The sequence below is a fragment of the Xaviernesmea rhizosphaerae genome (assembly GCF_001938945.1).
GTDB lineage: Bacteria > Pseudomonadota > Alphaproteobacteria > Rhizobiales > Rhizobiaceae > Xaviernesmea > Xaviernesmea rhizosphaerae.
Genome location: NZ_MKIO01000034.1, coordinates 26,582 through 47,972, shown reverse-complemented (window position 1 = coordinate 47,972; position 21,391 = coordinate 26,582). Strand labels below are relative to the sequence as shown.

Sequence of the window (21,391 nt, the reverse complement as noted above, 5' to 3'; positions counted from 1 at the left end):
ATGTCAGGCCGGCGTCTTCGCGGCGGACCCGTGGGCGAGCGAGCGATGGTTCACGATCCTCTCGCGACCAAGCGGACGTCCTTCCACAATGGCGAAGATGCCTTCCACCGCGTCCACCCCGACGCGGCCATTGGCTTCCTGCGTCACGCCGCCGATGTGAGGCGTCACCACGATGCGCTGGTCCTGCCAGAACGGGTGATTGTCCGCGGGCGGCTCCTTCTGGAAGGAGTCGAGCCCGGCTCCGGCGATCTGTCCGCTCTGGACGGCACGAAGCAGGGCGTCCTCGTCGATCAGGCCGCCTCTGGCGGTGTTGATGATGAAGGAGCCCGTCCGCATCATGCCAAGACGGCGGTCATCGATGAGATCGCGCGTGTCGGGTGTCAAAGGGCAGTGCAGGCTTACAATGTCCGACGACGCGATCAGATCGTCGAGATCCGTCACGCGCTGGACGCCTGCCGCGGCAAATGCGGCTTCGTCGGCAAAGGGATCGAAGGCCCGCACCTCCAAGGCGAAGGCCTTTGCGAAGGCTGCCATGTGCCGGGCGATCGCTCCGAAACCGACGAGACCGATGGTCATGCCCGCGAGTTCCTTGCCGGAGAAACCCGGCTTCTCCCACCGTCCGGCGCGCAGGCTGCCGTCGAGCGGAACGATCCGCTTCACCACGGCAAAGAGCAGCGCCATCGCATGTTCGGCGACCGAAAGGGCATTCGCGCCGGCAGCCACGACCACGGCGATGTCGCGGCGGGAGGCTGCGTCCACATCGATATTGTCGACACCGACGCCGTGCTTGGAAAGGACGCGCAGCGAGGGCGCAGCCTCGATCGCCGCTTCGCCGAACCGGCCCATGCGAACGACCACGCCCACCGGGTCGAGATCCGTGACGATCCGGATCAGATCGTCCTCGCTCGTGTAAGGGGGCACGTACGACACGCGATAGCCCTTGCTGACAATCAGGTTCACCGCGTGTTCATTGATGGCTGGTCCGGTGACCAGGATGTTTCGGCTTCCCATGCATCCCTCGAACTGGAAACGTGCGAGGACGCAGCAGTGCTTCTGCGCCGCTTCACCATCCTCCCACACGCCAAAGTTCCTCCTGGCGTCTCCTAACTGGACGTTAACATAAGGACAGCTTGATAAAAGCGAATAATTCTGGTGAAGATAAACAGGGAAACTTAATTCGTGGGAGGTCGATCTGGATACGCGGCAGCTCAAAACCTTCATCGCGATTGCCGAGCACGGAACATTTGCGAAGGCCGCCGAGGCCGTCGGCCTGACCCCATCGGCGGTAAGCCAGCAAATTCAGGCGCTGGAGCTGGAAGTCAGGGGAGAATTGTTCGATCGCTCGACCAGACCGATCACGCTCAACAGCCACGGTCTGCAGATGCTCGAGGCAGCGCGCACGCTGGTCCGTGGCGCGGACGATATCATCGACGCCATCTCCGGCAGGGCCGTCAGCGGCACGTTCACCATCGGCTCCGTTCGTTCGAGCGCGCTTTCGCTCCTGCCGCTCTCCATCGTCGCCCTCAAGGCTGACTATCCCGACCTCCGAATAAAGCTTCAGGTCGCCAATACGGATGAATTGATGAGCGATGTCATGTCCGGCCGCCTGGACTGCGCCATGGTCGCCGAATATTCCGGCATTCCTTCAGCCTTGAGGTGGCACCCGTTCATCAACGAACCTTTGCTGGTCATCGCTCCCAGGGGCACGCCGCAAATGTCCGGCCTCGATATGCTGTCGACGATGCCTTATGTCAGGTTCAACAGTCGGTTCAAGCTGGCCCAGATCATCGAGACCGAGCTTGCGAAAACCAGCGTCGTGCCGAACCTGATCGCCGAGATCGACACGATTGCGTCGGTGGTCTCTTGCGTCGTTCACGGTCTCGGCGTGTCGGTGGTTCCCTGGATCGCCTTGCGCGATATCACCGTTCCGATCGTCTCCGCGCCCTTCGGCGAACCGCAGATCTTGCGGCCGATCGGTCTGCTGCAGAGGCGGGCCGGCACGCGGGCTGCGATCATCGATCGGTTACATGAGCATTTGAGCAGGCTCAGCGCGCCTTACGGCATAGAGCGTTGAGCAAGCGTCGTGCATCATTGCCGGTGGTCTGGTGGAAAAGGATCGGCGCGTCTCAAGCCTCTTTCGTCGAAGCGTGATCTCCTCGGTCGTCGGGTCATTCTCGTCGGGCTATCGTCTCGCCTGCAATAAAGTTGCGGCGGTTTTTTTGCCACTCTCTATAACTTTACTGACAATCACATCCGTTCCGAAAGCGGATATCCTTATGTTACGAGGGAGGATTTTCTTGCTCGACATGTGGATCTCTTTCAAGGATCCATGACATCGACTTGAAATCAAGCGCCGCATTCCCATTTTTTCGTCACCGGGTTTTCCGGTGCCGGAGGCTGATATGGCGGAACGAACATGGACTGCAGGCGGGTTTGATCGCAATGCTGCAAGCGACACCTTGGGCGTGGAACAGCGTCTTTTGAAAATCCGCAGGCTCTCCAGCATCGCACGCCTGATGGACACCGCGGTCGGCATTCCCGGCACGCGCGTGCGGTTTGGCGCCGATTCCGTGCTTGGCCTTGTGCCGATCCTCGGCGACGGAGCTGGCGCCCTCGTCGGCCTCTACATTGTCAACGAGGCGCGCCGCCTCGGCCTTCCGTCGGAAAAACTCGCACGGATGATGGGCAATCTGGCGATGGATTCGGTCGTCGGGAGCGTGCCGCTCTTGGGCGATCTCTTCGACGTCTATTTCAAATCGCATCGCCGCAACGTCCAGATCATTCTCGATCATTTCGGTGTTCAGCCCGAAGAATTGCGGCGCAAGCGGTGAGCGGCGCGCAGGGGTGAGCTTTTTCAGGAGCCTGCTGGCGCTTCGGACCGAAAGGCGGGAACCGGTTTCCAGTCCGCTGCTCTCGATCGCTACCCGATCTGACGTTCGATCGCGGCTTTATCGATGACGGAGAAAACGTCAACGATCTTGCCGCCCTTCACCTCGTAGAACACGTTTTCCGCGAAGGAAATGCGTCGGCCGTTGATCTCCAGGCCAAGGAACCGGCCTTTTGGCGCGCAATCGAACATCAACCGCGCCGCGATAAGCGACTGGTCGCAGACCAGACGATCGACGACGAAACGCAGGTCGGGGATGTCCTCGAAATCCTGGATCAGCATCGAGCGATAGCCTGACAGCCCAAACGGCCGGCCATTGTGTTTGACGTGCTCGGCAACATGTCGCCCCAGCGCATCCCAATCCTGCCGATTGAGACAATCTATATAGGCAAGATAAAAGTCCTGCAGCGTCATGTTGCAGATGCCATCCTATCAATACGGCCTGGGACAGCCTGTCATCGTCGCCGGTCATCGATTGTGAGTGGCCATGTCTGGACGTCCGGTGGCCAACGATGCGCCGCTGCGATTCTTGAGATCACCCTTCGATAGCAACTCTTGACAGGGCTGTCAGCGCCGGGCCACGTCGGCGTCAGGGTCAGCCTCCCGTCGCCGACATGTGGCGGACGATCTGCGGAACCGATGCGCGATCCAGGACGAAGTCGTGCCCCTTGGGTTTGTGCTTCAGCGCATGGGCGATCGTCTCCATGAGTGGCGTGTTGCTGTCTGAAGAACGCAGGACCGCTTTCAGATCCGCCGCGTCCTCCTGGCCGAGGCAGGTATGGAGCACGCCTGCAGCGGTCACGCGCACGCGATTGCAGGTCTCGCAGAAATTATGCGTCATCGGCGTGATGAAGCCGATAACGCCGCCGGTTTCCGCGACCCTCGCATAGCGCGCCGGGCCGCCGGTGCGCAGGCCGATATCCGTCAGCGACCAGCGCGCCTCGATCTGGCGGCGCAAAAGGGTCAAGGGGAGATACTGGTCGAGCCTGTCCTCTCCCGTTTCTCCAAGAGGCATGGTCTCGATCAGCGTCAGCCCCATGCCGCGGGTGTGGGCGAAGGAGATCAGGTCGTCGATCTCGTCCTCCGTGCTCCCACGCAGGGCGACCGTATTGATCTTGACCGCCAGGCCCGCCTCCTGCGCGGCATCGATCCCCTCGAGCACCGTTGCGAGAGACCCTCCGCGCGTGAGCGCGGCGAAGCGATGCGGATCGAGCGTGTCCAGGGAGATGTTGACCCGCCGCACACCCGCGAGCGCCAGATCCCGCGCATGCCGGGCAAGGCGCGTTCCATTGGTCGTCAGGGTCAATTCCTGCAAGGATCCGTCCTGCAGGCAGGCCGACAGGTCCTGGAAGAGATCGATGACGCCCTTGCGCACGAGCGGCTCGCCGCCGGTGATGCGGATCTTGCGCACACCGAAGCGAATGAACGCCCGCGCGACGCGCGACAATTCGTCGAGCGAAAGAATATCGCGCCGTGGCATGAAGGTCATCCGCTCCGACATGCAATAGACGCAGCGCAGATCGCAGCGGTCGGTCACCGACAGCCGGAGGTAGCTCACCCGGCGGCCAAAGCGGTCGACAAGCGCACAGGCGGAAGGGGTTTCCATCAACATGCGATGTCCCTCCCCCGGGCCGCGTCGATCATCGCTTCGACGGAAACAAATTTCTCGCGCGGCTTGCCGAGCGCGCGGCCCCGTGTCACCTCCGCCGCGTCGATCGCGCGCCATGCGTCAAAGTCGAGGCGCAGGCCCTGGCGCTTCCAGAGCGCAGAAACGAGATCGTCCGCCGCGTCAGCACCCGGCGACGGCAGCGAACCGAGATCGGCCAGAAGCTTGTCGACCGTATCGAGTGCGCAGGCGCGGTTCGTCCCGATCGTGCCCTGTGGGCCGCGCTTGCTCCAGCCGCAGGCGTAAAGGCCCGGCACCCCGTGTTCCTCCCCGCCGACGCGACCGCCGACATTGGCATGGACGCCCCGCGCGCCATCGTAGGGAACATCGGCAAGCGGAGCGCTGCGTCTGCCGAGGCTGAGGAAGACAAGACCCGTGTCGATCGCGAGTTCTCGTTCCATGTCCTCGCCGGGCGCCATCCTGCGAAACATGACGCGGCCGACATGGTCGTACCCCTCGAAAGAAGCGGGATGGAGATGGAAGCGGAAAAGGCAGCGTTTGCCCTTTTCCCACATACGGTGCGAAAACCCCTCGAGAAGGCCGATCGCCATCCGCCGTTCGGGGTCCGCATCGTGGGGAGGGTCAAAGGGGTCACGGCCGAGGTCGCCCGGCTCCACGCCCGGATCGCAGTTTTCCAATGTGCCGAATTCCTGCAGTTCCTTAGCCGAGAAGCGTGTTCCGGCCGGACCGCTGCGCCCCACCAGATGCACCTCGCGAATCCGGCTCTCCGCCAGCGCCTCGAGCGCATGCCGGGCAATGTCCGTATGGCGCAGTTCGTCGGGCGTCTTGACGAGGAGACGCGCCACGTCGAGGGCGACATTGCCATGGCCGATCACGACCGCGCGTTCGCCGCGGAAGTCGAAGGTCAGATCCCGGCAATCCGGATGACCATTGTACCAGCCGACGAAATCGCTGGCTTGGTGGATGCCCGCCAGGCCTTCGCCGGGCAAGCCGATCTTGCGGCCAAGCGATGCGCCCGTGGCCAGGATGACGGCGTGATAGGCATTGCGCAGGGTCTCGATGCCGACATCCACCCCGACCTCGACACCGCCGACGAAGCGAAAGCCTGGCATCGCCGCAATCCGGTCGAAAACGGCGGTGACCTGTTTGAGCTTGGGATGATCGGGCGCAACGCCGAAACGCACGAGGCCATAGGGCACCGGCAGGCGCTCGAACAGGTCGACGGCCAGATCCTGCCCCGTGCGCAGCAAGGCCTCCGCCGCGTAGAAGCCGCTCGGGCCTGCCCCGACAATGGCGATGCGATAAGGCGACGTCGTCATCGGCCGAGCGCCATCTTCCGCTGATCGGCGCCGGGAAGCGGCGCAAGGCGGCTGGTGATCACAGGCGTTTCCGCCGCCCGGCGGCGATTGATCTCGATCCACTTCTGCTGCTCCGGCGGCAGCAGATAGGCCGGCTGGATCGCGCCGACCGGACAGGCCGGAACGCAGCCGCCGCAATCGATGCAATTTTCGGGATCGATATAGGTCATCTCGTCATCGAGATGAAAGCATTCGACAGGACACACGGTCACGCATTCGGTGTAACGGCATCCCGTGCACTGGTCAGTCACGACATAGGTCACGTTCTCTACGCCTTTCACAAATTCATTTGCTGACGAACAGGCAGGGGCCGTCAGGACGGCGCGACCTCGACCAGCACATCCGAGAATGTCGGAGCGCGTCCGAGATCGGCGAAGGCCGGCGGGGTCAGCGCATGGACGGTCGGCCCGCGGCGGTTGGAGCGCTGCCAATAGCCGGCGGGCGCCACCACAACGCCCGGCATCACGTCCTGCGAGACCGTCGCGAAGGCTTCGAAGACGCCACGATCGTTGAAGATGCGAATGGGCGTCCCGGCGACGATGCCGCGGACATCGGCGTCGCTTGGATGCAGAATGACCGCCTGTTCCTCGCCGGCCTGGGCAAGCTGGGCGGGAAGATTGCCGTAGTTCGAGTTGAGAAATGCGTGGCTCTTGGGAGAGATCAGGCTCAGCGGATATTTGCCGGCGAGATCAGGCGCGCTGGCCGGGCTCTCATTCGGTGCGATATAGTGAGGCAAGGGGTCGACGGGTTCGCCCGACTGACCGCCATTATAGCCCTGGCGGAAAAGCGGGACGACGAAATTGCCTGTTGCTGCAAGCGTCGACTTGAACTCGCATTTCCCGGTCGGCGTCGGGAAGTTGCCGTCGCGGTGCGGCGCCCATTCGCCTGTGGCAGGCATGTTCAGGCGGAGATAGCCCTTCTCCTTCAGCGTCTCCAGATCGATGCCCTCCATGACGGGGCTTCCCCAGTCCATCGACTGCGCGATCATCTCGTCATCCGAGCGATGGAAGAAGGGGTCATCGATGCCCAGCGCACGGGCAAGCCGCCGGAACAACTCGGTATTGGGCACGGCCTCGCCGAGCGGCTCGATGGCCGGATTGTTGTAGGACAGGTAGAGATGGCCCCAGGAGAACATGATGTCCTTCTGCTCGAGCTGGGTCGTTGCCGGCAGCAGAATATCCGCATAGCGGGCCGTATCGGTCATGAAATGCTCGCTGACGACGGTGAACAGATCCTCACGCGCCAGACCCGCTTCCAGCTTCCCCTGCTGGCTCACCATCGCCATCGGATTGGCGTTATAGACGAAGAGCGAGCGGATCGGCGGATCGAGCGCAAGCTCGCCGGTCAAGGCCGGTCCAAGCTGCCAGGAATTGATCACCCGCATGGTTTCCGGCTGGAGATCGGGCCGCATCAGCCCGCCCCAGTTGACCGGAAAGGCCCAGATCGGCAGCTGCAGAAGCCCGCCGCCGACATGTTTCCAGGCACCGATCAGCGCCGGCAGACAGGCAATGGCCCGCACCGTCTGGCCACCGCCGGCATGGCGCTCCACGGCAACGCCGATGCGAACGACAGCGGGCGGCGTCGCGGCATATTCCCTTGCGAGCTGATAGATATCCTCCACCGGAATGCCGGTTTCGGCGGAGGCGAATTCCGGCGTATAGTCTTCAACCCGCTCGGCGAGCTCGGCAAACCCCACCGTATGCGCATCGATATAGTCCCGGTCGGTCAAACCTTCCTTGATGATGATATGCATCATCGCCATCGCCAGCGCGCCGTCGGTTCCCGGACGGATCGGAATATGCCAATCCGCCAGCCGCGCGGTGCGGGTGCGCACAGGGTCGATCACCACCAGCTTCGCGCCGTTCTTCTTGGCCTGCTCGATGAAGGGCCAGTGATGCGAATTGGTGCTGAGCGTGTTGCAGGCCCACAGGATGATGTATTTCGAATGGACGAAGGCTTCCGGATCGACCCCGGGCGTATGGCCGATGGTCATCATATAGGCCGTGCACGAGCCGGAATCGCAGAAGGTGCGCTCGCTCACCGCGGCGCCCAGCTTGTTGAACAGGGGATCGCCGACATTCAGGCCGTTTATGATGCCCTGGGTGCCGAGATAGCTATAGGGCAGGATCGCCTGTGCGCCATCGCGCGCGATGATCTCCTTGAACGTCGCGGCGATCTCAGCCAGCGCCTCGTCCCAGGTGATCCGTGTGAACTGGCCGCTGCCCTTCGGGCCGGAGCGCCGCATGGGATAGAGGATACGCTGGTCGCTATAGACCCGATCCTGATAGTTGTTGACCTTCACGCAGAGACGCCCGCGCGTGAACGGATGATCGGGATTGCCGCGAACGGCGATCGCCTTGCCATCCTCGAGCGTGGTCAGGATGGAGCAGGTGTCGGGACAATCATGCGGGCAGGCTCCGACGACAGTGGTGCGTGACATGGTCGACTCCCAGATATTGCGCCTTCGATAGGCAGCGCTTCAATTATGGGCAGTCTGGCAGCGTCCGATCGCCCTGCCTTTATCCGCTTCTGCGATTGGCTGTTCACTTTGTGCGAAAATCTCTCGATGGGCGGAATGGCCCGAATCTTGCATTTTCTGCCGATGGCCCAACCATAAAGCGCGGGGAAGACACTTGCTCGGTCATTCCGTCGATAAGTACGTCACCGGAACCATGGTGCAGACATCCAACGCCCATGGATGGGAAAACCTGCTTGCGGAACGCTGGCGTCACGAGGCTGGCGAGCTTCCCTCGCTGGTGCCGCGCGACACGGAAATCGCCGTGCTTCTTCGCGGCCGGTCCGTGGTCGACCGGCGCGGCGGCGGCATGCGTCAACACACCGTCGCCAAACGGGGCACGATCTGGCTCTGTCCCGCCGGCGTGGAAGAAGAGTTCATCTCGGTTTCCGAACAGATGGATGACTGCCTCCACATTTTTTTGCCGGGCAAACCTTTTTCAGACAGCATGCTGCGCGAATACGAGCTCGATCCGGCACGGATCGAACTTCGCTATGAGGCGATCGACGAGGACCCGTTCATCGAGTTTGCCGCCAACCAGATCCTGCGGGAAATGAGTTGCGAGACCGCGGCAGGACGGCTTCTCGTCGAAACGCTTGCCCTGTCGCTCTCGGCCCATCTCATCCGGCAATATTCGGGCAGGCCGGTCGGCCGCACGCCGGCGGCTCGGGGGGAAAAGCCGCTGGACGGCAAGCGGCTGGCCCGTGTCGAGGACTATGTCGATTTTCACCTCGACGAGGATTTCACCGTGACCGACCTCGCCTCGGTCGCTTGCATGAGCGTTGCCCATTTTGCCAGGTCCTTCAAATTGGCGACCGGCAAAAGCCCGCATGCTTTCGTCAACGACAAGAGAATGGCGCTCGCCAAGCAACGGCTGGCCGACGAGAACTGGACCATCGAAGCCGTCGCCCTGGCCGCCGGCTTCTCGTCCCACGCCAACTTCACCCGCGCCTTCAAGAACTCGACCGGCATGACACCGCAAGCCTTTCGCAGCGAGACGCGCGGCTGGTAGCCCTTGCGACTGGCACATCCAAAGCCAGCGGCAGGTCACGCAGGGGCATCGCCAACCTGACGGAATGGGGCGTTTGATCCGCGACGGCAGCCCCGAAGCGGGAGGTCGACAGGGAATTGAATGCGCAGGTCAAACGCCAAAGGCTTCCTGGCGGGAGGCTTGTCACAGTGGCATTTCGGTGGATTTTTGGTCACCGGGGCCCAGCAACCTTCTCAACTTGCTATTCAGGTCCGCCGCTTCGTCCCAAGATGGGCTTCCTGTTTTCGCGCAACGGCGTCTCCCCTGAGACATGGTCCGCCAGCCAGTCTCTTACGGCTCGCACGTCGGCGCAGGCGATATTCTCCGGCGTGGCGACAATGTGATAGGTCTCGCCCACGATCTCCGGCCCGAAAGGCTGAAACAGCATTCCGGCCTCGATCTCGGGTCTTGCCAGAACAAGGCTGGCGATGACGGCGCCGTGGCCGGCGATGGCGGCCTGAAGCGCATGGCCGTCGTCGGTAAAACGCGGCCCCTCCCCAATGGCTAAGCCCGTCGCGCCAGAAAGCCGCCTCCAGCGCTGCCAGTCCGGGGCCATCCCCGGTCGCTTCCACTCCGTGTGGATCAAAACCGCCGTCCGGAGATCATCCGGATGGCAAAGCCCAAGGCGCGGGCTGCACAAGACCCCAAATCGCTCCGACATGAGCGGCTCGGCGACTAAGCGCGGGAACGGGCCAGGGCCATAACGGACCGCGATATCCGCCAGACCGGCGTGCAGGTCGACCACCTCGTCGGCGGCGTGCAAGCGCAGATCGAAGCCCGGATGAGCCGAGCGGAACGCATCCAGCGCCGGCAGGAGACGCCGGGCGGTGAAGAGCGTGGGCGCGGTCAGCGTCACCGCCTTGCGCTGACTCTGCGGGTCCAAGGCTGAAATAGCCTGCTCGAAGGAATCGAACCCGTCGCGAAACACCGGATAGAGGCGCTCGCCGGCGGCGGTCAGCGCCACGCGGCGTACATGACGCACGAAGAGCGCCCGACCCAAGACCGCCTCCAGGAGGCGTATCTGGTGGCTGACCGCCGTGGGCGTCACCGCCAGCTCCTCTGCTGCCTTTCGAAAGCTCAAATGCCGCGCCGCGGCCTCGAAGGCCCGCAACGCTGCCAGCGGCGGCAAGCGGCGATGGCGCCGTATAGATGAATCAGAATCAGCCATCAGGTAAGAACTTCGCGTTCGTCAACTCAACTTATAAGAGGAATAATCTGTGTGAAGATCCTAACACAGATGAAGGAAAGACATCCATGCCGTCATCCAGCCCCCTGCATATTCTCCATATCGACAGCAGCGCGCGTGCCGGCCTTTCGGGCCGCGACCGTCATGGCTCGCATACGCGACGTCTGAGCCGTCGCTTCATCGACACATGGATGGAACGGCGAACGATGGATGTCGTGACCTATCGCGATGTCGGCCAGAAACCGCCGCAACCCGTCAGTGGCGACTGGATCGCCGCCGCCTTTTGCCCGCCGGAACGGCGTAACGCCGCCCAACAGACAGTGCTGGCCGAGAGCGACCAGCTTGCGGGCGAACTGCTTGCCGCCGATCTCGTCGTCATCGGCGCGCCCATGTATAATTTCGGCGTGCCCGCATAGCTCAAGGCGTGGATCGACAATGTCGTGCGCGTCGGCGTCACCTTCGGCTTTGACCGCGCCCGGCCCGGTGAGCCTTATTGGCCCATGCTGCCAACGGGAAAGCGCCTGGTCATCCTGACCGCGCGTGGCGACTACGGATATGACGAAGGCGGTCGGCTCGCCTCCGCCAATCTGGTCGAAGCCGGGTTGAAGGTGCCGCTGGCCTATCTCGGCCTGAGCGAGACACATACCGTCGCCATTGAATATGACGAATTCGCCGATGAAAGGCTGACAGCTTCGATAACGGCGGCAGAAGCAGCAGTAGACGCTTTGGTGGTTCGGTTGTCAGAAAAGTTCGATTGAACGCAGCCAGGACAAGAAATGAGACCCGACCATTCTCCTGGCACGGCTCGTGATCGGTAAGCACTGTATCACGGGCTATTCTCGAAACTGAACAGCTCGCGGTAGCGCGCAGGCGTGGTGTTGATCTTATACCAAGTGTCGATGATAGGAACCTATAGGATTACCCGCGCTTGACCGCTGGCGTTGTTGCAATGCTTGGACGATGCTGCACATCGCCCGGCGCACCGCGCCGAGCCGGCGGTCAAGCCTGGGCCGTCCTATGGGTTTCTATCAGCGAGACTGGGTATTCCTTGTTAGACTGATCTGCCTGTTGCTGGACTTGCGATGCTCACTGAACGCGGCCGTGATGGCACGCAGGGTTTCGCGCGTCTTAGCGTCGGTCAGCGATGAATGCAGCACGATCGACAGCGACGGAATGGATGGCAAGCCGAGCGCCTGGCTGACCTCGATCATATCCGGCGTCGCCAGCCGGCAGGGAAACGCCGCGACCGCGAGACCGGCGGACAAAGCGGCAGTGACGGCCGAGGTGCCGCCGATGAAGACCTCCGCCCAAGGGATTGACGCGCCATCCAGCAATCGTGTCGCCACCTCGCGCACGGTGCAGCAGGACGGATGGCTGGCGAGCGGCAGCGGTTCGCCCGTGTGATGCTCGAAATCGGCTGAGGCATACCACCCGAAATGCTCGGGACCGAGCACCTCGCCATCCCGCCGGTCGTCATCGCTGCGCACGATGATGGCGTCGAGCGCGCCGGTCTCATAGGCATCGAGCAGCGCGCGCGAATTGTCGCTAAGAACCTCGATGGTCAGGCAGGGATCGAGCGTCTTCAGCTTAGCAAGCAGCGTCGGCACTTCCGGCCCCATGATATGAGCGGCAATCCCGAGCCGGAAACGTCGTCGCCCAACCGTCAACGCCGCCAGCGCCCGCTCGTGGGCAGCCAGAAATTCGCGGGCGGACGGCAGGAAGGTTTCACCCTGCGCGGACAGCCGGACCTGCCGGGGTGTGCGTTCGATCAGCCGCTTTCCCAGTCGGTCTTCGAGACGCTTGAGCTTTACGCTTACGGCACCCTGCGTCGAACCGAGAGCTTCCGCCGCGCGGGTGAAGCTCTGAAGGTCGGCGATCATCACGAACGCCCGGACGGCATCAACCTCAAGCATGATCGTCATTCATCCCATTTTGTTATCACTGAAATATCCTGACATGTGATTGATGGATGATCAAGCGCTTGGCAGATTGACGACGAAGACACACCCACTGCGCAAGGCTGTATCGCCAAATCGTCGCATCTTGACGGATGCGATCCGCCTTGCATCGTGAAAGAGCAAGGCCGACCCATGACAAAGCACCCGCCATCCAGAAACAATTTTGCACTCGTCGCCGTCTGTCTTTCAGCATTGATGCTGGGTCTTGAGATCACCAGTATCCCATCGATCTTGCCGACGCTCGAAAGAGTCCTTTCGGCGGACTTTCAGCAACTGCAATGGATTATGAACGCCTACACGATCGCCATGTGCTCCGTGCTGATGGCGATGGGCACGCTGGGGGATCGCTTCGGCCGCAAGCGTGTCTTCCTGATCGGCGTCACAGTCTTTGCCGTCGCGTCAATGATCTGCGGTCTGGCGACAAGCGCGCCGCTGTTGATCGCGGCCCGCTTTCTCCAGGGGACGAGCGCGGCGGCGATGCTCGCCTGCCAGGTCGCCGTCCTCTCGCATCAGTTCCGGGACGGGGCAGAGCGTGGCAAGGCGTTCGGCTGGTGGGGCATCGTTTTCGGGGTCGGCCTCGGTTTCGGCCCGATCGTCGGCGGCGCGATCATCACGCTGGCGAGCTGGCATTGGGTTTTCCTCGTCCATGTCGTGATCGCGATCTTAACCATCGCCTTTGCGCAAAAGGGCGTCGAGGAATCCATCGATCCACAGGCGACGCGCATCGACGTTGCGGGCATGGTGACGTTGTCGCTTGCCGTGTTCGGCATCGTCTATCTCATCACGCAGGGGCGAGAACTCGGAGCAACGAGTCCGCCCGCCTTGACTATTCTTGCGCTCAGTCTCGCCAGCTTCGTGCTCTTCGTTGTCATCGAGGCTCGGATCGCGCGGCCGATGTTCGACTTTCGCGCCTTCCGCGTTCGCCACTTCTCCGGCGCGATCCTCGGGTCGAGCGGCATGAACTTCAGCTTCTGGCCGTTCGTCATCTATCTGCCGATCTATCTTCAGGCTGTGCTCGGCTATGACGCGATCGCCGCCGGGATGACGGTGCTTGGCTACACACTTCCAACCATCGTCGCTCCACCGCTGGCTGAGCGCCTGCTCATCAGCCGGGGACCAAGATTCGTCATTCCGCTCGGCCTGTTCACGATCGGCGCAGGTTTCATCCTGCTGATGCTGGCGACGACCAGCGATCATGCAAGCTGGGTGACGCTGGTGCCGGGTTGCGTTCTGGCGGGGATCGGCCTCGGCCTGACCAACACCCCCGTCACCAACACGGCGACGGCTGCGCTGCCGCCGGAACGCGGCGGCATGGCGTCCGGCATGGACATGAGCGCCCGAATGATCTCGCTCGCCGTCAACATCGCACTGATGGGCTTCATCCTGTCGAGCGGGGTGACAGCCCATCTGGCGCAAGCGCTGCCGGCCTTGCCATCCGACGCCGTACTTCGCGCGCTTGCGGACATGATCTCCGCAGGAAACCTTGCGGCGAGCGAAACGCTTGGCGTCCCGATCGCGGTCGCACGTGAGGCGCTGGCGCACGGGATCGGCAGGGTCACTCTCTACGGCGCGCTTTGCGCATGGGGACTGGCGCTGGCGAGCTTCGTGGTTTTCGGACGACCTCCGGCATCGCGGCCGGAAACCCTGCAGCACTGACATGTGTCACCCGAATGTACGATGCCGGGCAGGATAGTCATGAATATCGGGATCGTCAGCATGTGAGAAGAAAAGGAGGTGCGAAATCGTGCCAATCCCGCCGTTCGAGCTCCGGACAAGACGTCAACGAAGCGGGCGCGATGCCATCGCCGGCTCGATCACCCCCGACCGGCATTCGCTCACCGATCGAACGGGACGAGACTGGCCGCCGCTCGCCGGAAAATGCTTCATCGTGCGACGGGCAGCGGCGAATCTGGAGGCAGGCGACGCGATCGTTACGCGACTTGTCGAGGCGGGAGGGAACGTGAAGCTCCAGCTGCAAGGTATCGGCCCTAACAGCGTGCTGGCGCTCGCCTGTGACGCGACGAACCCGATCCCATGCCCCGGCATCGCCCGATCGTCAGGGGAGACGTTGCTTGCGCGCTGTGCGATTTCTCATGTGCTCATGTCCCAGGGCGGCTCTGGCAGAAAACGATTCACCAGTTCATCGACCACGACACGCACTTTCGGAGCCATGTGCCGCGCATGGGGCCACAGAGCATTGATAGGAAATCCGCGCGTCTCGATCTCCGGCAATATCGGGATCAGCCGACTATTGCCCAGATGGTCGTCGATCAGCCATGTCGAAAGCAGGGCAATGCCTCGACCTGCCAGGGCGGCGTCGCAGATCGCATCGCTATGATTGAACGCGAACTGCCCGTCGACCGGCTTCGCGAAGGGCGCGCCTTTCCCATCTACGAACCACCAGGGCAAGGTCTGGCCGCCCCGACCGAAGACGATACAGCTATGGTCATCCAGTTCGTCGAGCGAGGCCGGACACCCTTGGCTTTCGAGATAAGCCGGGCTGGCACAGACGACTGACTTCTGAAGGCCCAGGCGTCGCGCGACGAGCGTGGTGCTGTCATCCAGATCGCCGATACGGATCACGAGGTCGATACCGTCTTCGATCGGATCGATCCGACGATCGGTCAGCGAGATTTCCAGCGACAGTTCCGGGTAGCGCCCGCCAATGTCGAGCAGGATCGGCACGACCCAGCGCCGGCCGAAGACCACCGGCAGATCGACGCGCAGGCGACCGCGTGGCCGCAGCCGCTGCTCGTTCAACGCCGCCTCGGCGTTTTCCAGCTCGGCCAGAACGCGCACGCACGTTGTGTAAAAGGACTGGCCTTCGGCCGTGAGCGCGAAGCGTCGCGTGGTTCGGTTGAACAATCGCACGCCCAGACGTTCCTCAAGCCGTGCAACGCTCTTGGCGATGCCGGATTTCGACAGGCCGAGCCTCTCGCCCGCCAGCGTGAAGCCGCCGGCATCGGCGGCCTGAACGAACGCCGTGATGCCTTTGAGATGTTCGGCCGAAATCATCCGCCCTCCAATTGACGATATTTTGTCAACTCACATTGCCATATAAGGCCGTTTTTCTCCATTCAATTCGTCAATAGGCTTGCTCCGGGTGCGGCTTTCCGGCCAGCGTCCCGAATGGAGCCAAAGCCATGCCGGAAGAGGCACGATCCGCAACAAGAGACGAAGGCAAACAGCCGGTCGCATCCGCCCCTATCTGGCTCATGGCGATCGGGGCGGGCGTCGGCGTCGCCAATGTCTATTACGTCCAACCCGTCATTCCGTTGGTGCGAGCGGCATTCGGCATTACGCCTGAGGCGGCGAGCCTCGTGCCGGCTGTGTCCCAGGCAGGCTATGCGGCCGGGATGCTGTTGCTGGCGCCGCTCGGCGACCTTCTGGACCGCAAGCGCCTGATCCTCACGAAATCCGCGCTGCTCGTCGTCGCGCTCCTGACAGCGGCGACCGCTCCGGCTCTCTCCGTTCTGCTCGCCGCAAGCGTGGCGCTTGGATTGCTGGGTAGCGTCGGGCAGGACTTCATTCCGCTCGCCGCACAGCACGCGCCGCAAGAACGGCGCGGTCACACCATCGGACTCGTCACCACGGGACTGCTTTGCGGCATCCTGTTGTCCCGAACGATCGGCGGCATTGTCGGAGACCTGCTCGGCTGGCGGGCGATGTTCGGGATCGCGGCCGCGATGGTGACGCTCCTGGCGCTGGCTGTCTGGCGGCTGCTCCCGCACCAGTCCGCGACAGCCACGGGCACCTATGTCGGTTTGTTGCGCAGCCTCGCCACGCTGACCTGTCGACACGCGATGCTGCGTAAGGCGCTGGCGACGCAGGCTTTGCTGGCCACTACACTCGGCGCGTTCTGGTCCACGCTCGCCCTCATGCTGGCCGAACCGCCGTTCCAGCTTGGAGCGGGCGTCGCCGGTGCCTTCGGCCTGGCTGGCGCGGCCGGTGCCTTCGGCGCGCCGCTGTTCGGAGGCTTCGCCGATCGCAGTGGACCGCTTACGGCCATCCGCGTGGGCTGTCAGCTGGTCGCCGGTGCCTTCGCAATCATGCTGATGCTGCCACACTCGTTTGCCGCGCTCATTGCGGGCGCGATCCTGTTCGATCTCGGCGTCATGGCGGGGCTGGTCTCGCACCAGACGATCGTGACGGCGATCGATCCCGACGCACGCAGCCGGTTGAACGGCCTGCTGATGACCGCCGCCATGATCGGCATGTCCATCGGCGCGGTCGTCGGCGGATGGGCCTGGAGCCGTCACGGCTGGACCGGCGTGTGCCTGACCGGGACGATCGCCGGCCTTCTCGCGCTTCTGCACTCCTTTCTTCCCCCGATCATTCGTCCCGTCTTCAAGGAGTCCGCTTCATGAGTGTTTCAACCGCTTCATCGCCATCAGTCGGAGCCGAGGCCGGCGCTGCGCCGCTGACCGTGCTGTTTTCGTTTCTGTCGCGGGCGGATTCGACGCCGCGCGACCAACGCAGCCGCGCGGCTGGCCACCTCGTCGGCCTGGACGGCAATCCGCTGGCCGATCCGTCCGCCAATGCGTTCGAGCCTGATCCCAATATCAATTTCGAGCATTGGGGCGAATATTGGCGCAAGGTGCATGGGGTGCGGTTCCTGCATCCCGACGAGGCCGATGACCGAAAGAGCATCGACCTGCTGTTGCGCTACGATCAGATTCAACGGCTGGCGCCGGGACCGGCGAGCCTGAACCCGCCGCCTTATCGGCCGCCGCTCGACAGTCGAGGCCAGCTTTTCGACACCATCATCGGCCATGTCCAACCCTATCGCCGGCCTCAATGGGATGGCGTCGCCTATCTCAACTTCGCGAGCCTTGACGATCTTGCGGCGGTGCTCGGCTCCGAGCGCGTCCGCCGGAAAATCCTGCCGGAAGATCAGGCGATCTTTCGTGACCTCGCACCGTTGCTGGCGTGCCAGTTCATCATCCTGCCGAACACGGCAGGCAACGACGCCATCACCCTCGTCAAGACGCACGTCCAGCGCGACGGGCTGGATCGGCAGGCGTTCCAGCGACTATGGCTGCACGAGCACGCGAAGGTGGTGTTGCGCCAACCCGACACCAGTCGTTTGGTTAGGCGCTACGTCCAACTTCACAACATCGGTCCAGTGATAGAAGGCGAACCATTCTATCATCCCGCCACCAGCCGGATCGACGGGGTGACGGTAATGTCCTTCGCCTCGATGAAGGATGCGGAATACTTCCTGCTGTCGGATGGCTACGCCGAGATCGAGCAGGCCGAACGATCTATCACAGTGGCCGACGCTGGCGAGTATTGGACCGGCGTTACCTTCTCCGTTGTCGATCGTCTTACGCCTGAACGGGCGACGTCGCGTGAAGCATAGGCGGTAACGTGTATGCGGCGGCGTCGGACGCAGATGGAGACGGCGAGGCGCGCTCCAGTATTGGACTTCCGTCATTTGCGCTATTTCCTCGCCGCCGCCGAACACGGCAGCTTCCGCAAGGCCGCAGTCGCGATCGGCGTGCGGGAATCGTCGATCAGCCGTCGCATCCGCGATCTTGAGGATCAGCTCGGCGCGTCGTTGTTCCAGCGGCACAACGGCGGCGTGCGACTGACCTTCGCCGGCCAACGCTTTCGACGGAGAGCGGAAGAAGTGCTTCAGCACATGCGGGACAGTGCTCAGGACGTCGGCGCCATCGGTCGAGCGGAGATCGGCCGGATCGGCGTCGGCGTCCCGCCGTCGGTGGCAGCCGGGTTTCTTGCCGAACTATTCCGCACCTATGACCAGCATCACGGCGGCGTTCACATCGACTTCCAAGAGAGTGAGACCACCGCGCACGCCGCTTCCGTCGCCCGGCTGGATCTCGACGTCGCCTTCGTCGCCGGTCAGCGGCAATGGCCAGGATGTGAGGTCACGTCCCTCTGGACAGAACGGCTGTTCGTCCGCTGCCAGAACATCATTGCCTCGCCAACCGATCCGAACTGGACTTTGCTTACGGCCGAATGCTTCCTCATACGGCGAGCAGCAACAAGCTCTGAAGCAGTCGATGCGCTGGTCCGCCGCCTGACTGACGCTGGGCATGGCATACGACTCCAGCCGCAAGGTGTCGGCCATGACAGCTTGCTGACGCTCGTCGCGATGGAGCGCGGGCTGGCGCTCGTTTGCGAAGCGGCGGCCTCGATCCCGTTCCCCGGCATCGTCTATCGCCCGATCGTCGGGGAGGCGCTGAGCTTCTGCGCCCTGTGGTCGGCGAAAAACGGCAATCCCGCGATGCGCCGCCTGCTGAGAATGGCGCGGTCACTGGCGCATTGCTCCCGCAGCCCATGACTCCGATAGCGGGAGAGGTCGAGGCAATCGGGTCACGAATGAGCGCCTATCCTGCTATGGCGTCGCCGCCGCGCTCGGCAACATCGCCGGCGGGCGCGTGACCAACCGGCTGGGACCGGATCGGGCGGTGATGATCGTGCTGGTCGGACTAGCGATTGTGCTCGCCGCGATCCGGGTCGCCGCCGCTTCGGCTCCGGCCATGGCGGCGCTGGTGGCGGCGCTTGGCGCGCTGACCTATGCCGCCGTTCCCGCCATGCAGGCACGGGTGATCGGCATCGCCGAACCCCATGCGCCCAAGGCGCTCGCTGCGGCGGCTGGCCTCAACATCGCCGGGTTCAATTCCGGCATCGCGCTTGGTTCGCTAATCGGCGGCAGGGTGATCGGGGCGTTCGGGCTGGCGACAACGGGGGTCGTCGGGGCCGTGGCGGCAGGCCTGAGGATCGTCATGCTCGTTACCGGCAAACGCTGACTGATAGATTATGCACGCAAAAGAATGCCGTCATCGTTCAAGTGCCTCACGCCGACACAATGCGTCGATGCTGCATCGGAGTGCAGCCCATCACCCTGCGAAAGGCGGTGCTGAAGGCGGCCTCCGATTCATAGCCAACCGAAAATCCGATGGTGGCCACACTATCGGCGCTGCGACGCAGACGATCAGCGGCGAGCCGCATCCGCCAGCTTGCCAGATAGTCGAGCGGCGTCTGTCCGACGACATCGCGGAAACGCTCCGCGAAGGTGGTGCGCGACATGCCGGCAAGACCGGCAAGCTCCACCAGCGTCCAGCGACGTTGCGGCTCCGCGTGCATCGCGCGGAGCGCGCGCGTCAATCTCTGGTCGGCCAACGCGCCCAGCCAGCCGGATTGCTTGCCGGAGGCGAGCCAGAGCCGCAGAACTTGAAGCAACATGATCTGTGCGAGGTGATCGGCCATAAGCGCACCGCCAGGCGAGCCTTGTTTCAGCTCCAGCGCCAGTTGCTCCAGCGCCCAGCGCAGCACCGCCGCCTGGCTAGAGGCATCGCGGATATGGACGATGGCGGGAAGCGCGCCGAACAGCAACCCTGCGTGATCGCCCTCGAACGAAAATCGTCCGCCGATCAGGAAGAAATCGCCGCCGCCATTACAGGTCGCGATACCGTCCGTCGCGTGATCATAGATCGTCGCGGAGTCGATGGGCGGCGGCGGGTTGTCGGTCGCGAAGAGGAACGGTCGGCCACGGGTCAGGAGAAAACAGTCTCCGGCTTCGATCCGAACCCGTTCGGCTTCTCCTTCCACACTGACCCAGCAGGCGCCTCGCATCACGGTATTGAACTTGATGCCGTCATGGGCGGGGAACCGGATCGTCCATTCGCCGCCGGCATTGAGACCGGCGCTGATCGCTGTCTTGGGTCTCAACAGGGAAAGAACATCCGACAGGGGGTCCAAAGGCGCAAATCCGTATCATCGCGAAAGATAACTGAACTATACAGCATGGATCGTTCGGCGGCCATCGCTCATCCTCTCCGTAGTTCCAGCGCCCGCATCAATTGCGAGCGTCCCGATCTCGGAGAAGCGACATGACAGACCACCAACACCCTTTGGGTTCCGGCTGCGGGGCCCACACGACCGCCGCAGACGTACTCGCTGGCATCGACCTGACCGGCAAGCGCGCGATCATCACCGGCGGTCATTCCGGCCTTGGGCTGGAAACGACGAAGGCGCTGGCGGCGGCCGGCGCGCAGGTGATCGTCGCGGCGCGGAACCCGGAAGCTGCGCGGACAGCGACTAGCGATACTCCCAACGTGACAGTGGATGCGCTCGATCTCGGCGACCTCGCCAGCGTCGATCTGTTCGCCAGGCGGCTTCTCAAGGCCGGGCATCACATCGACATGCTCATCAACAATGCCGGTATCATGGCCTGCCCGGAAACGCGGGTCGGGCCGGGATGGGAAGCGCAATTCGCTACCAACCATCTCGGCCATTTCGCGTTGACGAACAGGCTTTGGCCATTGCTCGAAGGCGGTGCGCGCGTCGTGTCCATTTCCTCCGCGGGGCATCACAATTCGCCGATCCGCTGGGATGACGTGCAGTTCGCGGACGGCTACGACAAGTGGCTCGCCTATGGGCAGTCGAAGACGGCAAACGCCCTGTTCGCCGTCCATCTCGACCGCATCGGTCGGGAGAGCGGAATACGGGCGTTCTCCCTCCATCCCGGCAAGATATTCACACCGCTGCAGCGTCACCTGACGCAAGCCGAGATGGCGGCGGCAGGTTGGCTCGATGCAAATGGCAATCCGGCTGACCCAACCTTCAAGGCACCGGCGCAGGGTGCCGCGACGCAGGTCTGGGCTGCGATATCACCTCAGCTCGATGGCCTCGGCGGTCTTTACTGCGAGGATTGTGACATCGCCGTTAGAGCGGAGACGGCAGGCAAACCGTTCGTCGGCGTCAAAGCCTATGCGACCGATGGCAATGAAGCTGAGCGCCTGTGGAACCTGTCGGCGGAAATGACAGGCCGTGACTACAGTCGTGAAAGCTGGTGATCGAT

At 63.1% G+C, this 21,391-nt stretch carries 19 protein-coding genes and 1 pseudogene; 10 read left to right on the top strand and 10 right to left on the bottom strand.

Translation table 11 applies throughout. The features are described from left to right. Nucleotides 1-3 precede the first annotated feature (3 nt). Nucleotides 4-1,080, bottom strand: coding sequence for a hydroxyacid dehydrogenase (locus BJF92_RS16390; RefSeq protein ID WP_245294799.1), 1,077 nt, complete (start codon nt 1,078-1,080; stop codon nt 4-6). A gap of 112 nt (nt 1,081-1,192) precedes the next feature. Between BJF92_RS16390 and BJF92_RS16385 the strand changes: the two genes are divergently transcribed. Together BJF92_RS16385 and BJF92_RS16380 are read left to right on the top strand one after the other, a co-directional pair. Next, nucleotides 1,193-2,074, top strand: coding sequence for a LysR family transcriptional regulator (locus BJF92_RS16385; protein ID WP_075635834.1), 882 nt, complete (start codon nt 1,193-1,195; stop codon nt 2,072-2,074). Between the two features lie 328 nt (nt 2,075-2,402). Further along, nucleotides 2,403-2,831, top strand: coding sequence for a DUF4112 domain-containing protein (locus tag BJF92_RS16380; RefSeq protein ID WP_075635833.1), 429 nt, complete (start codon nt 2,403-2,405; stop codon nt 2,829-2,831). Between the two features lie 89 nt (nt 2,832-2,920). Here BJF92_RS16380 and BJF92_RS16375 read toward each other — a convergent pair whose 3' ends face one another. The 5 genes from BJF92_RS16375 to BJF92_RS16355 all read right to left on the bottom strand — a co-directional run bounded on the left by BJF92_RS16375 (nt 2,921) and on the right by BJF92_RS16355 (nt 8,312). Next, nucleotides 2,921-3,301 (bottom strand): ester cyclase, encoded by a 381-nt coding sequence (locus BJF92_RS16375; protein ID WP_075635832.1) that lies wholly within the window; start codon nt 3,299-3,301, stop codon nt 2,921-2,923. 181 nt (nt 3,302-3,482) lie between these two features. Then, a complete protein-coding gene (gene moaA, locus BJF92_RS16370; RefSeq protein ID WP_075635831.1) occupies nt 3,483-4,499 on the bottom strand; it encodes a GTP 3',8-cyclase MoaA in 1,017 nt (338 codons plus the stop codon). Beyond that, nucleotides 4,493-5,833: an FAD-dependent oxidoreductase gene (locus tag BJF92_RS16365; RefSeq protein WP_075635830.1), complete on the bottom strand. Its 1,341-nt coding sequence runs from the start codon at nt 5,831-5,833 to the stop codon at nt 4,493-4,495. The genes moaA and BJF92_RS16365 overlap by 7 nt, the downstream gene beginning before the upstream one ends. Continuing rightward, nucleotides 5,830-6,135 carry a ferredoxin family protein gene (locus tag BJF92_RS16360; RefSeq protein ID WP_075635829.1) on the bottom strand — a complete coding sequence of 102 codons (306 nt, stop codon included), beginning with the start codon at nt 6,133-6,135 and terminating at the stop codon, nt 5,830-5,832. The genes BJF92_RS16365 and BJF92_RS16360 overlap by 4 nt, the downstream gene beginning before the upstream one ends. A gap of 50 nt (nt 6,136-6,185) precedes the next feature. Beyond that, the gene (locus tag BJF92_RS16355) at nt 6,186-8,312 is read right to left on the bottom strand and encodes a molybdopterin-containing oxidoreductase family protein (protein WP_075635828.1); all 2,127 of its coding nucleotides are present in this window, start codon (nt 8,310-8,312) and stop codon (nt 6,186-6,188) included. Between the two features lie 193 nt (nt 8,313-8,505). Here BJF92_RS16355 and BJF92_RS16350 point away from each other — a divergent pair, with 193 nt between their 5' ends. Continuing rightward, nucleotides 8,506-9,399 carry a helix-turn-helix domain-containing protein gene (locus BJF92_RS16350; protein WP_078058156.1) on the top strand — a complete coding sequence of 298 codons (894 nt, stop codon included), beginning with the start codon at nt 8,506-8,508 and terminating at the stop codon, nt 9,397-9,399. Nucleotides 9,400-9,619: 220 nt separating this feature from the next. Here BJF92_RS16350 and BJF92_RS16345 read toward each other — a convergent pair whose 3' ends face one another. Beyond that, nucleotides 9,620-10,585: a LysR substrate-binding domain-containing protein gene (locus tag BJF92_RS16345; RefSeq protein WP_075635826.1), complete on the bottom strand. Its 966-nt coding sequence runs from the start codon at nt 10,583-10,585 to the stop codon at nt 9,620-9,622. On the opposite strand from BJF92_RS16345, the pseudogene BJF92_RS16340 reads away from it, so the two are divergent. Beyond that, nucleotides 10,567-11,361: pseudogene (locus BJF92_RS16340) on the top strand (FMN-dependent NADH-azoreductase). The gene BJF92_RS16345 and the pseudogene BJF92_RS16340 sit on opposite strands and share 19 nt — an antisense overlap. Before the next feature lie 270 nt (nt 11,362-11,631). Here BJF92_RS16340 and BJF92_RS16335 read toward each other — a convergent pair. Further along, nucleotides 11,632-12,525 (bottom strand): LysR family transcriptional regulator, encoded by an 894-nt coding sequence (locus BJF92_RS16335; protein WP_075635825.1) that lies wholly within the window; start codon nt 12,523-12,525, stop codon nt 11,632-11,634. 168 nt (nt 12,526-12,693) lie between these two features. Between BJF92_RS16335 and BJF92_RS16330 the strand changes: the two genes are divergently transcribed. Further along, nucleotides 12,694-14,217 (top strand): MFS transporter, encoded by a 1,524-nt coding sequence (locus tag BJF92_RS16330; protein ID WP_075635824.1) that lies wholly within the window; start codon nt 12,694-12,696, stop codon nt 14,215-14,217. A 435-nt stretch (nt 14,218-14,652) separates the two neighbouring features. Here BJF92_RS16330 and BJF92_RS16325 read toward each other — a convergent pair whose 3' ends face one another. Then, nucleotides 14,653-15,576 (bottom strand): LysR family transcriptional regulator, encoded by a 924-nt coding sequence (locus tag BJF92_RS16325; protein WP_075635823.1) that lies wholly within the window; start codon nt 15,574-15,576, stop codon nt 14,653-14,655. 128 nt (nt 15,577-15,704) lie between these two features. On the opposite strand from BJF92_RS16325, the gene BJF92_RS16320 reads away from it, so the two are divergent. The 4 genes from BJF92_RS16320 (at nt 15,705) to BJF92_RS16305 (ending at nt 19,337) form a co-directional block, all read left to right on the top strand. Continuing rightward, nucleotides 15,705-16,928, top strand: a complete 1,224-nt coding sequence (locus BJF92_RS16320) for an MFS transporter (protein ID WP_078058150.1) — start codon at nt 15,705-15,707, stop codon at nt 16,926-16,928. Next, the gene (locus BJF92_RS16315) at nt 16,925-17,923 is read left to right on the top strand and encodes an EthD domain-containing protein (protein ID WP_075635821.1); all 999 of its coding nucleotides are present in this window, start codon (nt 16,925-16,927) and stop codon (nt 17,921-17,923) included. The genes BJF92_RS16320 and BJF92_RS16315 overlap by 4 nt, the downstream gene beginning before the upstream one ends. Nucleotides 17,924-17,998: 75 nt before the next feature. After that, nucleotides 17,999-18,868, top strand: coding sequence for a LysR family transcriptional regulator (locus BJF92_RS16310; RefSeq protein WP_245294797.1), 870 nt, complete (start codon nt 17,999-18,001; stop codon nt 18,866-18,868). Further along, entirely contained in the window at nt 18,849-19,337 is a 489-nt protein-coding gene (locus BJF92_RS16305; protein WP_342585800.1) for an MFS transporter, read from the top strand. The genes BJF92_RS16310 and BJF92_RS16305 overlap by 20 nt, the downstream gene beginning before the upstream one ends. 46 nt (nt 19,338-19,383) lie before the next feature. On the opposite strand, the gene BJF92_RS16300 is transcribed toward BJF92_RS16305, so the two are convergent. Beyond that, entirely contained in the window at nt 19,384-20,289 is a 906-nt protein-coding gene (locus BJF92_RS16300; RefSeq protein ID WP_075635820.1) for an AraC family transcriptional regulator, read from the bottom strand. Nucleotides 20,290-20,420: 131 nt separating this feature from the next. Here BJF92_RS16300 and BJF92_RS16295 point away from each other — a divergent pair, with 131 nt between their 5' ends. Beyond that, nucleotides 20,421-21,386 carry an SDR family NAD(P)-dependent oxidoreductase gene (locus BJF92_RS16295; protein WP_075635819.1) on the top strand — a complete coding sequence of 322 codons (966 nt, stop codon included), beginning with the start codon at nt 20,421-20,423 and terminating at the stop codon, nt 21,384-21,386. Nucleotides 21,387-21,391: the final 5 nt, after the last annotated feature.